This is a genomic window from Variovorax sp. NFACC27, from assembly GCF_048301545.1.
Lineage (GTDB): Bacteria > Pseudomonadota > Gammaproteobacteria > Burkholderiales > Burkholderiaceae_C > Variovorax > Variovorax gossypii.
The window spans coordinates 4,927,044-4,941,519 of record NZ_CP157613.1 but is presented as its reverse complement, the minus strand read 5'-3'; the positions used below and the strand labels follow the sequence as shown (position 1 = coordinate 4,941,519).

14 protein-coding genes are annotated in these 14,476 nt (G+C 66.9%); 8 read left to right on the top strand and 6 right to left on the bottom strand.

Going from position 1 to position 14,476, the window contains the following annotated elements; genetic code table 11:
* Nucleotides 1-9: 9 nt before the first annotated feature.
* On the bottom strand, nt 10-1,269 hold the full coding sequence (gene proV, locus ABL840_RS23155) for a glycine betaine/L-proline ABC transporter ATP-binding protein ProV (protein WP_093306285.1): 1,260 nt from the start codon (nt 1,267-1,269) through the stop codon (nt 10-12).
* A gap of 516 nt (nt 1,270-1,785) precedes the next feature.
* Here proV and fumC point away from each other — a divergent pair.
* Nucleotides 1,786-3,183 carry a class II fumarate hydratase gene (gene fumC, locus ABL840_RS23150; protein ID WP_093306287.1) on the top strand — a complete coding sequence of 466 codons (1,398 nt, stop codon included), beginning with the start codon at nt 1,786-1,788 and terminating at the stop codon, nt 3,181-3,183.
* A 61-nt stretch (nt 3,184-3,244) separates the two neighbouring features.
* On the opposite strand, the gene ABL840_RS23145 is transcribed toward fumC, so the two are convergent.
* Entirely contained in the window at nt 3,245-3,862 is a 618-nt protein-coding gene (locus tag ABL840_RS23145) for an NAD(P)-dependent oxidoreductase (protein ID WP_093306289.1), read from the bottom strand.
* A gap of 104 nt (nt 3,863-3,966) precedes the next feature.
* On the opposite strand from ABL840_RS23145, the gene ABL840_RS23140 reads away from it, so the two are divergent.
* The gene (locus ABL840_RS23140) at nt 3,967-4,899 is read left to right on the top strand and encodes a LysR family transcriptional regulator (protein ID WP_093202548.1); all 933 of its coding nucleotides are present in this window, start codon (nt 3,967-3,969) and stop codon (nt 4,897-4,899) included.
* A gap of 4 nt (nt 4,900-4,903) precedes the next feature.
* Here the strand turns inward: ABL840_RS23140 and ABL840_RS23135 are convergent, their stop codons facing one another.
* Nucleotides 4,904-5,539, bottom strand: a complete 636-nt coding sequence (locus ABL840_RS23135) for a YqhA family protein (RefSeq protein ID WP_093306290.1) — start codon at nt 5,537-5,539, stop codon at nt 4,904-4,906.
* A 163-nt stretch (nt 5,540-5,702) separates the two neighbouring features.
* Here ABL840_RS23135 and acs point away from each other — a divergent pair, with 163 nt between their 5' ends.
* Nucleotides 5,703-7,703 carry an acetate--CoA ligase gene (gene acs / locus ABL840_RS23130; RefSeq protein ID WP_093306291.1) on the top strand — a complete coding sequence of 667 codons (2,001 nt, stop codon included), beginning with the start codon at nt 5,703-5,705 and terminating at the stop codon, nt 7,701-7,703.
* 271 nt (nt 7,704-7,974) lie between these two features.
* The gene (locus ABL840_RS23125; protein WP_093202541.1) at nt 7,975-8,475 is read left to right on the top strand and encodes a Signal transduction histidine kinase; all 501 of its coding nucleotides are present in this window, start codon (nt 7,975-7,977) and stop codon (nt 8,473-8,475) included.
* Nucleotides 8,476-8,493: 18 nt separating this feature from the next.
* Here the strand turns inward: ABL840_RS23125 and ABL840_RS23120 are convergent, their stop codons facing one another.
* On the bottom strand, nt 8,494-8,808 hold the full coding sequence (locus ABL840_RS23120; RefSeq protein WP_093306293.1) for a c-type cytochrome: 315 nt from the start codon (nt 8,806-8,808) through the stop codon (nt 8,494-8,496).
* A 108-nt stretch (nt 8,809-8,916) separates the two neighbouring features.
* On the opposite strand from ABL840_RS23120, the gene ABL840_RS23115 reads away from it, so the two are divergent.
* A complete protein-coding gene (locus ABL840_RS23115; protein WP_093202537.1) occupies nt 8,917-9,171 on the top strand; it encodes a TIGR04438 family Trp-rich protein in 255 nt (84 codons plus the stop codon).
* Nucleotides 9,172-9,226: 55 nt separating this feature from the next.
* On the top strand, nt 9,227-10,060 hold the full coding sequence (locus tag ABL840_RS23110) for a DUF3592 domain-containing protein (RefSeq protein WP_093306295.1): 834 nt from the start codon (nt 9,227-9,229) through the stop codon (nt 10,058-10,060).
* Nucleotides 10,061-10,066: 6 nt separating this feature from the next.
* Here the strand turns inward: ABL840_RS23110 and ilvD are convergent, their stop codons facing one another.
* Nucleotides 10,067-11,761, bottom strand: coding sequence for a dihydroxy-acid dehydratase (ilvD, locus tag ABL840_RS23105; protein WP_093306297.1), 1,695 nt, complete (start codon nt 11,759-11,761; stop codon nt 10,067-10,069).
* Between the two features lie 101 nt (nt 11,762-11,862).
* Between ilvD and ABL840_RS23100 the strand changes: the two genes are divergently transcribed.
* Both ABL840_RS23100 and ABL840_RS23095 read left to right on the top strand, forming a co-directional pair.
* A complete protein-coding gene (locus tag ABL840_RS23100) occupies nt 11,863-12,828 on the top strand; it encodes a LysR family transcriptional regulator (protein WP_093202529.1) in 966 nt (321 codons plus the stop codon).
* Nucleotides 12,825-13,376, top strand: coding sequence for a hypothetical protein (locus ABL840_RS23095; RefSeq protein ID WP_093306299.1), 552 nt, complete (start codon nt 12,825-12,827; stop codon nt 13,374-13,376). Before ABL840_RS23100 ends, ABL840_RS23095 begins: the two co-directional genes overlap by 4 nt.
* Before the next feature lie 21 nt (nt 13,377-13,397).
* Here ABL840_RS23095 and ABL840_RS23090 read toward each other — a convergent pair whose 3' ends face one another.
* The gene (locus tag ABL840_RS23090; RefSeq protein WP_093306301.1) at nt 13,398-14,339 is read right to left on the bottom strand and encodes a LysR family transcriptional regulator; all 942 of its coding nucleotides are present in this window, start codon (nt 14,337-14,339) and stop codon (nt 13,398-13,400) included.
* Between the last annotated feature and the right edge of the window lie 137 nt (nt 14,340-14,476).

Sequence of the window (14,476 nt, the reverse complement as noted above, 5' to 3'; positions counted from 1 at the left end):
CGAGTTCGTTCAGATGGCGGCCGTGGCTGCTGCGGCAGCAGGTTGCTGGGGCTGGTGCGCCGGGTCGATCGGCGGCGTGTCGCGGTCGAGGAACTTCAGCAGCGTCGTCTTGCTGATCGCGCCGCAGAAGCGGCCGTCGGTTGCCACCACCGGCATCGCGCACGGCGCCTGAGCCACCTGGCCGAAGAGGCCGGCCACGGGTGCATCGGCGTCGATGGTGCCGAGGTCGTTCAGGAAGGCGTGGCGCAGGCCCAGCGGGCCGGAATGACCGTCGAGCGCGGCACGCAGCGTGTCGGCCGACACGGTGCCCAGGTAGCGCCTGTTGGGGCTGGTCACGTAGGCGAAGTCGCGGTCCTGGTCTTCCAGCTGCTTGAGCGCCGCGCGCGCGCCGCGCTCGGGGTGCTCGCAGACCACGGTGAGCTGCTTGCGCGCGATGTCGCCGGCCTTGAACACGGCCGCCGCGTCCACGCCGCGCACGAAACTGCGCACGTAGTCGTTGGCGGGGCTGCGCAGGATCTCGTCGGGCGTGCCGACCTGGATCACCTGGCCGTCCTTCATGATCGCGATGCGGTCGCCGATGCGCATCGCCTCGTCGAGGTCGTGCGAGATGAAGACGATGGTGCGGCGCTGCTCCTGCTGCAGGCGCAGGAGCTCCGACTGCATCTCGGTGCGGATGATCGGGTCGAGCGCCGAGAAGGCCTCGTCCATCAGCAGGATCGACGGGTCGGAGGCCAGCGCGCGCGCCAGGCCCACGCGCTGCTGCATGCCGCCCGAGAGCTCGTCGGGGTAGCTGTCGCCCCAGCCGGCCAGGCCCACCTGGGCGAGCGCCTTGTCGGCCTGAGCGAGGCGTTCCTTCTTGCCGGTGCCCGAGAGTTCGAGGCCGAAGGCGGTGTTCTCGCGCACCGTCATGTGCGGCATCAGCGCGAACGACTGGAACACCATGCTGATGTCTTTTCGGCGCAGTGCGCGCAGCTTGATGTCGGAGTGTTCGTTGATGTCGGCGCCGTCGATCACGATGCGGCCCGCGGTCGGCTCGATGAGGCGGTTCAGCAGCCGCACCAGCGTCGACTTGCCCGAGCCCGAGAGACCCATGATGACGAAGATTTCTCCAGCCTGGATTTCGAAGGTGGCGTCGAACACGCCGATCGACTGGCCGGTGCGCGCCAGGATCTCCTTCTTGGAAAGTCCTTGCCGGACCAGCTCCAGGGCTTGCTCGGGCTCGTCGCCGAACACCTTGAAGACATGGTCGATGAGAATTCCTTTGGCCATACGTCGGGGCTCCTTGGGTGAAGGGTTGACAGATCGCCACCCTCCGAAAGCTCCGGAAGGGCGACGCGACCACGCCCAGCCCGTCAGATGGAGGGGCTGCCGACAGGCACTGAAGACGACAGGGCGACGAAGCCAGTGCCCGCCGGATGCTTCATTCGCAGCGCGACGGGCCTGGTCGAGGGGCGCCGACTGGATGAGCGTGACGTGGCAATGGGGCTGGAAAGATCCGGCCGGTTTGCCGGGCAGTGCCCGGCGGGAGCACCTTGCACCGCGACGGGATTCGGAGATCCGCGAGTAGTGAAGGCTTGACCAACGGCGTCATCATCATGACTTGTTGGTCGTCAGAAGCTATCGATTATAACTTTTCGACATGATGAGGTCAAGGCAGGGCAGGCGCCGCCTCTGTCGGCGATGGCGCAATGCCCTCGTCAGATGAGAGCTACTCTCATCGGGGCGATACTCCGAAGCGCGCCGGAAAGCGGCGCGACCTTTCATGATCCTGCGGAGCTTTTTCTCATGACGACTTCCCCCAAGACCCGTGCCGAGCGCGATACCTTCGGACCGATCGACGTGCCGGCCGACAAGCTGTGGGGCGCGCAGACGCAGCGCTCGCTGCAGAACTTCGACATCTCCGGCGAGCAGCAGCCGCGCGAAATCATCAAGGCGCTGGCCCAGGTCAAGCGCGCTTCCGCGGTGGTCAACAACGCGCTGGGCCTGCAGGACGAGAAGAAGACCGGCGCCATCGTGGCCGCGGCCGACGAAGTCATCGCCGGCAAGCATCCGGGCGAGTTTCCGCTGGTGGTCTGGCAGACCGGCTCGGGCACGCAGACCAACATGAACGTCAACGAGGTGCTGGCCAATCGCGCCAGCGAGATCCTCGGCGGCGAGCGCGGCGAGGGCCGCCTCGTTCACCCCAACGACGACGTGAACCGCAGCCAGTCGAGCAACGACGTGTTCCCGACCGCCATGCACGTGGCCGCCGTCGAGGCCATCACGCACAAGCTGCTGCCGGCCATCGGCAAGCTGCGCGCCACGCTGGAGCAGAAGTCGAAGGACTTCGCCGACATCGTGAAGATCGGCCGCACCCACCTGCAGGACGCCACGCCCCTTACGCTGGGCCAGGAGTTCTCGGGCTACGTCGCGCAACTGGCGCACGGCGAAGCGCATGTGCGCGCCGCGCTGCCGCACCTGTGCGAACTGGCGCTGGGCGGCACGGCCGTCGGCACCGGCCTCAACGCGCCCAAGGGCTATGCGGAACAGGTGGCGGCCGAGCTGGCGAAGCTCACGGGCCTGCCGTTCGTGACCGCGCCGAACAAGTTCGAGGCCATGGCCAGCGTCGACGCGCTGGTGCACGCCCACGGCGCGCTGAAGACGCTCGCCGCCAGCATGAACAAGATCGCCAACGACGTGCGCTGGCTCGCCAGCGGCCCGCGCAGCGGCATCGGCGAACTGAGCATTCCCGAGAACGAACCGGGCTCGTCGATCATGCCGGGCAAGGTCAACCCGACGCAGAGCGAAGCCGTGACGATGCTGGCCGCGCAGGTGTTCGGCAACGACGTCGCCATCAACATCGGCGGCGCCTCGGGCAACTTCGAGCTGAACGTGTTCCGCCCGATGGTGGCGCACAACTTCCTGCAGAGCGTGCGCCTGCTGGCCGACGGCATGGTGAGCTTCAACGACCACTGCGCAGTGGGCATCGAGCCCAACCGCGAGCGCATCACCGAGCTGGTGCAGCGTTCGCTGATGCTGGTGACGGCGCTGAACACGCACATCGGCTACGACAAGTCGGCCTACATCGCCAAGAAGGCGCACAAGGAAGGCACCAGCCTGCGCGAGGCAGCGATCGCCTCGGGCCACCTGACGGCCGAGCAGTTCGACCAGTGGGTGGTGCCGGAGAACATGACCGGGCGCTGATCCGGCCGGCTCAAACAAAAAAAAGGACCCGCGAGGGTCCTTTTTTGTTGTTGCCTGCGGCTCAGTAGCCGATGGTGTAACGCTGACGCGAGTGAGCCGGCTTTTCGAGTTCGTCGATGAACGCGATCGCGTAGTCCGCGAAGGTGATCCAACTGCGGCCTTCGGCGCTCACGAGCAGGTCGTCCTTGCCCAGGCGGAACTTGCCCGTGCGCTCGCCTTCGACGAATTCGGCGGAGGGGGACAGGAAGGTCCAGTCGAGGTCCTTCTCGTTGCGCAGCGTGTCGAGGAACACGCCGCCGGCCGAGGCTTCGGCGCGATAGGCATCGGGGAAGTTCGGTGTGTCGATCACCTTCAGGCCGGGTGCGGCGAACAGGCTGCCCGCGCCGCCGACCACCAGCAGGCGCTTCACGCCGGCGCGCTTCGTCGGCTCGATGATGGCCGCGGGAGGCACGGTGGCGAAATGCGCGGCGCTGAACACGGCGTCGTGGCCGGCCAGCGTCTTCTCGAGGGCGGCGCTGTCGAGCACGTCGAGGTCGACGGCCTTCACGTTGGCGCGGCCCGCCAGCTTGGCGCTGGCCTTGCGGGCGATGGCGGTGACGGTGTGGCCGCGGCGCAGGGCCTCCTCGAGAAGCTGGCTGCCGGCGCGTCCGGTGGCGCCGATGATGGCGATGTGGCTCATGGTGACTCCTGTGAAAGATCGGATGGGATGAGTCGAATCTTAGGTTTCTGCTTTCGAAAGAAATACCTCGATTTGCGCGCTTGTTTATTCCTAAAATCGTTCGAATGGATCGATTGAATGCAATGCGCGTGTTCGTGACGGTGGTCGATTCGGGCAGCCTTTCGGCCGCGGCCGACAAGCTCGACATGTCCCGCCCGGTGGTCACACGCTACGTGGCCGAACTGGAGCAATGGACCGGCGCGCGCCTGCTACACCGCACGACGCGCCGCCTGAGCCTCACTGCCGCCGGCGAGGAACTGCTGCCGCGCTGCCGCCAGGTGCTGGAACTCGCGGGCGACATGCAGGCGGCGGTGCGGCATCCGGCCGAGGCGCCGCGCGGGCAGCTACGCATCACGGCCAGCACATCGTTCGCGCAGGCCCAACTGGCCGATGCGATGGCCGAGTACGTGCGGCTCTATCCGGGCGTTGCGGTCGACCTGGTGCTGCTGGACCGCGCGGTGAACCTCGTCGACGAGCGCATCGACCTCGCGATCCGCGTGGCGGCGGAGATCGACCCGAACCTGATCGCGCGGCGGCTTACGGATTGCCGCTCGGTGGTGTGCGCTTCACCGGCCTACCTGAAGGAGCACGGCAGGCCGTCGAGCGTGGAAGAGCTGGCGCAGCGCAACTGCCTCACTCACTCGTATTTCGGCCGCAGCCTCTGGAACTTCACGCGCAAGGAGAGCGGGGAGCCGGTGTCCGTGGCCGTGGGTGGCAACGTTTCGACCAACGATGCTGCGAGCCTGATGTATCTGGCGAGGGCTGGGGCCGGCATCGCGATGCTGCCGACCTATCTCACATGCCAGCTGCTGCAGTCCGGTGAACTTGTGCGGCTCTTCGCGAATTTCGAGCCGCAGGTGGTGGGCATGTACGCGGTATACGCATCGCGCAAGCACATGCCGGCCACGCTGCGCACGATGCTCGACTTCCTGGCCGCACGCTTCACCGACCCGCCGGCCTGGGACATTGCATCGCAGGCCGGCCAGGATCGGGGTTAGGAACTCAGTGCGGGTCGCCCGGCGGGTGGGCTGGCGCCATCAGCCGGTCGGTGTAGGCGATGGCCATGGCCGAGAACAGGAACGCGATGTGGATCACGGTCTGCGCGATCAGCACGCGGTCGGTGTAGTTGTCCGCGTTGATGAAGGTCTTCAGCAGGTGGATGGAGCTGATGCCGATGATGGCGGTGGCCAGCTTCACCTTGAGCACCGAGGCGTTCACATGGCTCAGCCATTCGGGCTGGTCGCGGTGGCCTTCGAGGTCCATGCGGCTCACGAAGGTCTCGTAGCCGCCCACGATCACCATGATGAGCAGGTTGGAGATCATCACCACGTCGATGAGCGCGAGCACCACCAGCATGATGACCGTCTCGTTCAGCGTGCCGACCGGCGCGGTGGTCTTGTAGCCGATGCTGGTGATCAGCGCCTGCAGCGCTTCCTTGCTGCCGAAAGCAGCCTCGACCAGGTGCAGCAGCTCGACCAGGAAGTGCACCACGTACACGGCCTGCGCCACGATCAGGCCCAGGTACAGCGGCAGCTGCAGCCAGCGGCTCGCGAAGATCAGCTTGGGCAGGGGGCGAAGCGGTGAACCACGGCGCGGTACGGGCGGGTTCCGGGTATCGAAAGGATCGGGAGCGGACATCGGCAGGGCGGTTGTGGGGGACCGGGAATTCTAGGGGTGTCCCAGTGACGCACTCGTGATAACCCCGAGAGGGCTATCGAACAGGCTCTAACATCGCAACCGTCAGTGACCCGTAAGTGGGCCCGCCGACATTACGGCCGCACCCCTCCTGGAGACAAAGAGCATGAGCAGCAGCGCATCGAAGAACATTGAATCCGTCCTGGTCGAGAACCGCGTGTTCCCGCCCGATACCCGCGCCACCCAGGGCGCGCGCATTTCCGGCATGGCTGCCTACGAGGCCCTGTGCAAGGAGGCCGAACAGGACTTCGAAGGGTTCTGGACCCGCCTGGCCAAGGACAACCTGAACTGGACCAAGCCCTTCACGAAGACCCTCGACGAATCGAATGCGCCGTTCTACCAGTGGTTCGGCGACGGTGAACTCAATGCCAGCGCGAACTGCCTCGACAGGCACGTCGGCACTCCGGTCGAGAACAAGACCGCCATCGTCTTCGAGGCCGACGACGGCACCGTCACCAAGGTCACCTACAAGGAACTGCTCGCCCGCGTAAGCCAGTTCGCCAATGCGCTGAAGGCGCGCGGCATCAAGAAGGGCGACCGCGTCATCGTCTACATGCCGATGACCATCGAGGGCGTCGTCGCCATGCAGGCCTGCGCGCGCATCGGCGCCACCCACAGCGTGGTGTTCGGCGGCTTCTCGGCCAAGGCGCTGCAGGAGCGCATCATCGACGCGGGCGCGGTGGCCGTCATCACCGCCAACTACCAGCTGCGCGGCGGCAAGGAGCTGCCGCTGAAGGCCATCGTGGACGACGGCATCGCGCTCGGCGGCTGCGAGTCGATCAAGACCGTGCTGGTGTACGAGCGCACGCCCACCGCATGGAACCGCGTCGAGGGCCGCGACATCACCTTCACCGAGGCGCTGAACGGGCAGAGCACCGAGTGCGCGCCCGTGCCGGTCAACGCCGAGCATCCGCTCTTTATCCTCTACACCTCGGGCTCCACCGGCAAGCCCAAGGGCGTGCAGCATTCCACCGGAGGCTACCTGCTGTGGGCGAAGCTCACGATGGACTGGACTTTCGACATCCGTCCCGAAGACGTGTTCTGGTGCACCGCCGACATCGGCTGGATCACCGGCCACACCTACGTCGCCTACGGACCGCTCGCGGCCGGCGCAACGCAGGTGGTGTTCGAGGGCATCCCCACCTTCCCGCACGCGGGCCGCTTCTGGCAGATGATCGAGAAGCACAAGGTGTCGGTGTTCTACACGGCGCCCACCGCAATCCGTTCGCTCATCAAGGCGGCCGACGGCGACGAGAAGGTGCACCCGAAGAACTGGGACCTCACCAGCCTGCGCATCCTGGGCTCGGTCGGCGAGCCGATCAATCCCGAGGCATGGATGTGGTACCACCGCAATGTGGGCGGCGAGCGCTGCCCCATCGTCGACACCTTCTGGCAGACCGAGACCGGCGGCCACGTCATCACGCCGCTGCCGGGCGCCACGCCGCTGGTGCCGGGCTCGTGCACGCTGCCGCTGCCGGGCATCATGACCGCCATCGTCGACGAGACAGGCAAGGACCTGCCCAACGGCGCCGGCGGCATGCTGGTCATCAAGCGGCCGTGGCCCTCGATGATCCGCACGATCTGGAACGACCCCGAGCGCTTCAAGAAGAGCTACTTCCCCGAGGAGATGGGCGGCACGATCTACCTCGCCGGCGACGGCGCGGTGCGCAGCGCCGACCGCGGCTACTTCCGCATCACCGGCCGCATCGACGACGTGCTGAACGTGTCGGGCCACCGCCTGGGCACCATGGAAATCGAATCGGCGCTGGTCGCCAAGACCGACCTCGTGGCCGAAGCCGCGGTGGTGGGCCGCCCCGACGACGTGACCGGCGAAGCCGTGTGCGCCTTCGTCGTGCTCAAGCGCGCACGCCCAACGGGCGAAGAAGCCAAGCAGATCGCCAACGAGTTGCGCAACTGGGTCGCCAAGGAAATCGGCCCGATCGCCAAGCCCAAGGACATCCGCTTCGGCGACAACCTGCCCAAGACCCGCAGCGGCAAGATCATGCGTCGCCTGCTGCGCAGCATCGCCAAGGGCGAGGCGATCACGCAGGACACTTCGACGCTCGAGAACCCTGCGATCCTGGAGCAGTTGTCGCAGACGAACTGATCCGGGATCCGGCCGAAGGCCGGTGCGTGCGAAGCACGCGCGTAGGTGAAGACGGCACTCATATCGCGCAGCGATGTGATGTGCCGGCAGAACCCTGCGATCCTGGGGCAGCTATCTCAGACCAACCGAGCACTAGTGCTGTAGGACGTGGCCGTTAATGCGGCCATTTGCACCGAACGGGGCTCTTCGCTGAGGTAAAACCATCGGATCACCGCGCGCCTCGAAGCGCGCGGGTTTCCCATGTGTTCGATCTTTCCGAAGGAGGCCTCCAATGGGCGTGAGATCCGCTTTTCTTTTCGTCGTCGTGCTGCTGATCGTGGCGCTCGCCGCGCTCAACTGGGGCGCGCTGTCCACGCCCACCGACGTGTGGCTGGGCTTCATGACCGTCTCGGCCCCGCTGGGACTGATCATGCTGGGGCTGACCGCGGTGCTGGCGGCCTTCTTCCTCGTCTACGTGCTGTACCTGCACAGCTCGGTGCTGATCGACACCAAGCGCCACACCAAGGAGATGCAGGCCCAGCGCGACCTGGCCGACAAGGCCGAGGCTTCGCGCTTCACCGAGCTGCGCAACTTCCTGGAGGCGCAGGAGAACAAGCACATGGCGCAGAACGCCGACCGCCAGTCGGCGATCCTGGCGCGGCTGGAGCAGCTCGAGACGGCGATCCGCCTGCGTTCGGACCAGACCGACAACACCATGGCCGCGCACATCGGCCAGCTCGAGGATCGCATCGAGCGCCGGCCCGTGCCGGCGGACATCAACCCGCAGGTGTGATGCGAAAGTCCCTGGGGCTTACTTCGTCGAAAGCACCCAGGCGGCGAGCTTCCTGGCGTCGGCTTCGCTGACCTGGTTGTTCGCCGGCATCGGCACCGGTCCCCACACGCCGGAGCCGCCCTTCATGATCTTGCTGGCGAGGGCGTCGACGGCGCCCTTGTCGTCCTTGTACTTGGCGGCAACGTCCTTGAACGACGGGCCGAGCACCTTGCGCTCGACAGCGTGGCAGCTCATGCAGTTCTTCGAAGTCGCCAGTGCCAGGTCGGCGAGGGCGGGCGCAGCGGCTCCCGCAAGGCCGAGGCCCAGGGCTGCCGACAACAAGACTCTTTTCATGGGGGATGTAATTGGTAAGGGCTGAGTTACATTCGACTCAACGCGATTTTAGGCAGCACCGTGCACGGCGCACGAATGCGGTGCCAATACAACCCTGAGGGATTCGCGATGTGGTTTCTCGGCTTGGGCCTGCTTGCGCTGGCCCTCAAATACTTCGAAATCGGCATGGTCGCCAGCTGGAGCTGGTGGATCGTGCTGTCGCCATTCGCAATGGCAGTCGCCTGGTGGGCCTGGGCCGATTCGTCGGGCTACACCAAGCGCAAGGTCGTCGAGCGCGAAGACAGGCGCAAGCAGGCGCGCATCGACCGGCAGAAGACCAACATGGGCATGAAGACCAGCAACGGGCAGCGCCCGCGCCGCTGAGACGCTTCTTCCATCGGCCGGAGTCCTCGCACCGCATGCATCACGCTGAAGTGCCATGGACGAGGAAGCCACCACCCGCGCGCTGATCGTCTTCGGACTTTCGCTGCTGGTCGGCCCGGCCATCGGCGGGCTCGTGGGATGGCTGAAGAACTTTTTCTGGGGCGTGGGCGTGGGGGCGCTGCTCATCGGCTGCGCCGGCCTCTATGGCGCAGCCACCCTCGGCTGGCATAGGTACCAGTCGATCGCCGGCACCACCAGCGTGCAGGGCAGCCTGGTCGAATTCGTCGAAGAGGAAAGCCGAGACAGCAAGGGGCGCACGACGGTGTCGCGAGCGCCCGTCGTCGAGTACGTCGCGCCCGATGGCCAGAAGCGCCGCGTCAAGGGGCTGGGCGGCGGCCTTTCCGACAAGGAATGGGGCGACCCGGTCGAGGTGCGCTACAGCGTGACCGACCCTTCGCAGGCGCTGGTGGCCGATTTCCAGAACATGTGGGGCGGGGTCTGGGGGCTTGGCATCTTCGGCGCGTTTCCGACCATGTTCGGCCTGTTCTTCATCGGCATGGCGGTGAAGGAGGCGCGCGAGAAGTCCGGCCGTGGAGGCAAGCCGCCGCCGGTGCGCGAGCCCACGCCGGCGCAGAAGCGTTGGCGCACGCGCGGTACGGTGCTCGCCAACCTCGTCTTCCTGGCCGGCTTCGCACTCGTGTTTCTTTACCCGGACCCGAGCCCGATGAAGCAGTTCGGCGCCGGCTTCATGACCATAGGCGCCGGCGCCATGCTGCACTTTCTCGTGCAAAGCCTGCCGCCGGCGATGGATTTCCAGTCGCGCAGCATCCTCGCGATCGTAGGCCTCGGGTTCCTGGCCTTCGGCTACGGCGCGTGGATGATGGCTTGAGCGATCTCAGAACTTGTCGAGCACGGCGCCCGAGCTGGCGCTCGATGCGTTGAACGCGAACTTGGCCTGCACGCCGCGCGTGTAGCGCGGAGCCGGTGCCTTCCAGCCTTCGCGGCGCTTGGCGATCTCGGCTTCGGGCACGTTGAGTTCGAGCTTGAGCTGGTGCGCGTCGATGGTGATCGAGTCGCCCTCGTTCACGAAGGCGATGGTGCCGCCGGCAGCCGCTTCGGGCGCCACGTGGCCCACCACCATGCCCCAGGTGCCGCCGGAGAAGCGGCCGTCGGTGATGAGGCCGACGCTCTCGCCGAGGCCCGCGCCGATCAGTGCGCCGGTCGGCGCCAGCATCTCGGGCATGCCCGGTCCGCCCTTGGGGCCGAGGTAGCGCAGCACCATCACGTCGCCGGCCTTGATCTTGCCGTCCAGGATGGCCTTGAGCGCCGACTGCTCGTCGTCGAACACGCGCGCCGGGCCGGTGATGACCGGGTTCTTCAGGCCGGTGATCTTGGCGACCGCGCCTTCGGGCGACAGGTTGCCCTTCAGGATCGCCAGGTGGCCTTCGGCGTACATGGGGTTGTCGATGGTGCGGATCACGTCCTGGTCGGCGCGCGGCACGTCGGGCACGTCTTTCAGCACCTCGGCGATGGTCTGGCCGCTGATGGTGATGCAGTCGCCGTGCAGCAGGCCCGCGTTCAGCAGCACCTTCATCACCTGCGGGATGCCGCCGGCCTGGTGCAGGTCGACCGCGAGGTACTTGCCCGAGGGCTTCAGGTCGCAAATGACCGGCACCTTCTTGCGCATGCGCTCGAAGTCGTCGATGGTCCATTCCACGCCCGCGGCGTGCGCGATGGCCAGGAAGTGCAGCACCGCGTTGGTCGAGCCGCCGGTGGCCATGATGACGGCCACGGCGTTCTCGATGGCCTTCTTGGTCACGATGTCGCGCGGCTTCAGGTCCTTCTTGATCGCCTCGATCAGCACCTTGGCCGATTCCTTGGCCGAGTTGGCCTTCTCGTCGTGCGGGTTGGCCATGGTCGACGAGTAGGGCAGCGAGATGCCCAGCGCCTCGAATGCGCTCGACATGGTGTTCGCCGTGTACATGCCGCCGCACGAGCCGGTGCCGGGAATGGCGCGCTTCTCGATCTCCAGCAGATCCTCGTCGCTCATGTTGCCGGCCGCGTTCTGGCCCACGGCCTCGAACACGCTCACGATGTTCAGGTCCTGGCCCTTGTACTTGCCGGGAAGGATGGTGCCGCCGTAGACGTAGATGGCCGGCACGTTGGCGCGCAGCATGCCCATGAGGCCGCCGGGCATGTTCTTGTCGCAGCCGCCGACCACGAGCACGCCGTCCATCCACTGGCCGCCGACGCAGGTCTCGATGCAGTCCGAGATGACTTCGCGGCTGACCAGCGAGTACTTCATGCCCTCGGTGCCCATGGCCATGCCGTCGGAGATTGTGGGGGTGCCGAACACCTGCGCGTTGCCGCCGGCTTCCTCGATGCCGGCGATGGCCGCGTCGGCCAGTTTCTGCAGGCCCGAGTTGCAGGGCGTGATGGTGCTGTGGCCGTTGGCGACGCCGACCATCGGCTTCTTGAAGTCGCCTTCCTCGTAGCCCATGGCGTAGAACATCGAGCGGTTGGGGGCGCGGCTCTTGCCTTCGACGATGTTGGCGCTGCGGCGGTTGATCTGGATTGGCTTGGTGTCCATGGTGTCTCTTCTGTCGTGGGGAGATCGGGGGAGTCCAAGTATCGGACTTCTGATTGATTGCTTCCAATCCATTTTCAATTGCAGATTGATATGCTCGGCATATGAATGAAGCACTCATCGACCTGCGCGCCTGGCGCCAGTTCGTCGCTGTGGCCGAAGAGCTGCACTTCGGCCGGGCAGCGCAGCGCCTGCACATGACGCAGCCCCCGGTCACGCAGGCCATCGCCCAGCTCGAGAAGACGCTGGGCGTGGTGCTGTTCGACCGCACCCGGCGGCGCGTGGCGCTCACGCCGGCCGGCGAGGCGCTGCTGCCCGACGTGCGGGAGCTGCTGGCCCGCGCGCAGGCGCTGCCGGCGCGGGCACGCGCGGCGGCGGCGGGGCAGGTGGGGCGGGTGCGCATCGGCTTCGTCTCGACGGTGGGTTTCGAGCAGCTGCCGGCCTGGGTGCGCGAATTCCGTGTGCTGTGCCCGGAAGTGGCGCTGGAGTTGGTCGAGGCCACCGGCGACGTGCAACTCGAAGCCTTCGCGCGCGGCGAGATCGATGCCGGGCTGATGCTGCATTCGCCCGGCGCCGCGCCGCCCGGACTCGCGCGTTTGGCCGTGTCGGAAGAGCCTCTGGTGCTGGCGTTGCCCGAACGGCATGCGCTTGCGCGCACCGACAGGCTGCTTCTGGCGGACGTGTTGGCCGAGCCGCTGGTGATCTTTCCGCGCCGCATCGTGCCTTCGCTGCACGACGCCATCTTCGACCTGTACCACGCGGCCGGGCGCACGCCGCAACTGGGGCAGGAGGCGATCCAGATGCAGACCATCGTGAACCTCGTCTCGGGCGGCATCGGCGTGGCCTGGGTGCCCGAGAGCGTCACGCAGTTCCGCCGCGCGGGGGTGGTGTACCGGCGTGCCTCGGAATTCGCACCGGCCGCGCGACGACGCAATACGCCCGTGCTGCCTGCCTGCGAGACCAGCCTGGTGTGGCCCGAGGGAGCGGTCAGTCCGGCGCTTGCCCGCTTCATCGCCTTCGTGCGCGAGCGGGGCGCCAATCCGAAGAACAGGGAGGAGGGAACCGAATGAAGACGAAGACGCGATTTGCCTTGCTGGCGCTGCTGTTGTGCAGCGCGGCTGCCACGGCGCAGATGACGCCCACGTCGCCCGCGTCGCCCGCCGTGCCGCAGTTCAAGGACTATCCGGCCGACGCGCCGTATACCGGCAAGAACCACCCGCTCGTACTCGACAGCGATTTCTCCCGCAGCTACCGCACCCGGCTGCGCGAGGCGATCGCCAGCAGCAAGCCCAGTTTCGCCGGGCGCTACATCGTCACGCGCTGGGGCTGCGGCACGGGCGGCTGCAACGTGGGGGCGGTGATCGACGCGAGCACCGGCCATGCCATCAGCATGCCGAACGCACTGATGAGCGTCTATCCGCTGAAGTCGCAGTACGAGAAGGAAGACGGCCAGGAACTCATCTACAAGCTGTCGAGCCGGCTGCTGGTGCAGGCGGGCGACATCGACAGCTCGAACAGCAGCGGCAAGGACGTGGTGGAGTTCTACGAGCTGCGCGACGGGGAGTTCAGGTTCATCCGCAGCGTGCCCTACGGACGCGCGGACCGTACGAAGCCCTGAGCGAGGCTCGCAGCCGCCGCTTCAGCGCGTCTTGCGCGGCCGGCCGGATGCCGATGCCGCAGGCCGGTCGAGCGAATCGGCCAGCACCGTTTCGAGCCAGCCCGCGAAGGCCTGCATACGCCGCGACAGGTTGCGCCGGTGCGGATACACCAGCTGCACGGGCAGCGGCTTGGCGCGGGCATCGGGCAGCACCTCGACCAGCTCGCCGGCCGCGAGGTGCTCGCGCACGTCGTAGGCCGGGATCTGGATCAGGCCCAGTCCTGCCAGCGCGCAGGCGATGTAGGTCTCGGCGTTGTTCGCCGCCACCTGGCTGCGCATGCGCAGCGTCGCGATCTCGCCGTCGCGCAGCCACTCCCAGGGCGCGGCGCGGCCGCTGGTCGGCGAGGCGTAGTTGACGGCGATGTGCTGCGGCAGGTCGGCGGGCGTGCGCGGCGTGCCGTGGCGGACCAGGTAGGCCGGGCTCGCGCAGTTGATCAGCGTGAAGTGCCCGAGAGGGCGCGCCACGAGGCTGCTGCTGGCCATCGGGCCGACACGCAGTGCGCAGTCGACGCCCTCGAGCACGAGGTCCACCGCGCGGTCGCTGGAGCCCAGCTCGAGCTCGATGGCCGGATGGCGCCCGAAGAACTCCGGAAGCGCCGGCGCGATGAGCCGCCGCGCGATGCGGCTGGGCACGTCGACCTTCAGGCGTCCGCTCACCTGGCCGTGCGCGGGGAGGAACTGCTGCTCCACGTCTTCCATGTCGGCCACCAGCGCGCGGGCGCGCTCCAGCATCACTTCGCCGTCGGGCGTGAGGCCGACGCGGCGCGTGGTCCGGTGAAGCAGGCGCGAGCCGAGGCGGGTTTCGAGCTGCTGCACGGCCGTCGAGACGCTTGCGCGCGGCAGGCCGAGGCGGTCGGCGGCGCGCGTGAAGCTGCCGGTTTCGGCCACGCACACGAAAACCTGGAGTAGGTCGATGCGGTCCATCGTCGTTCTTCGATATCGGCTTGATTGTTCGTGATTTATTGAACAGTCTAGCCTTGGATGGGTGATTTATCAGTGACGGAGCCATCAATAGACTGAAGGCTCTCGTCACGCATCACGCTTTACTTCAAGGAGCTCAC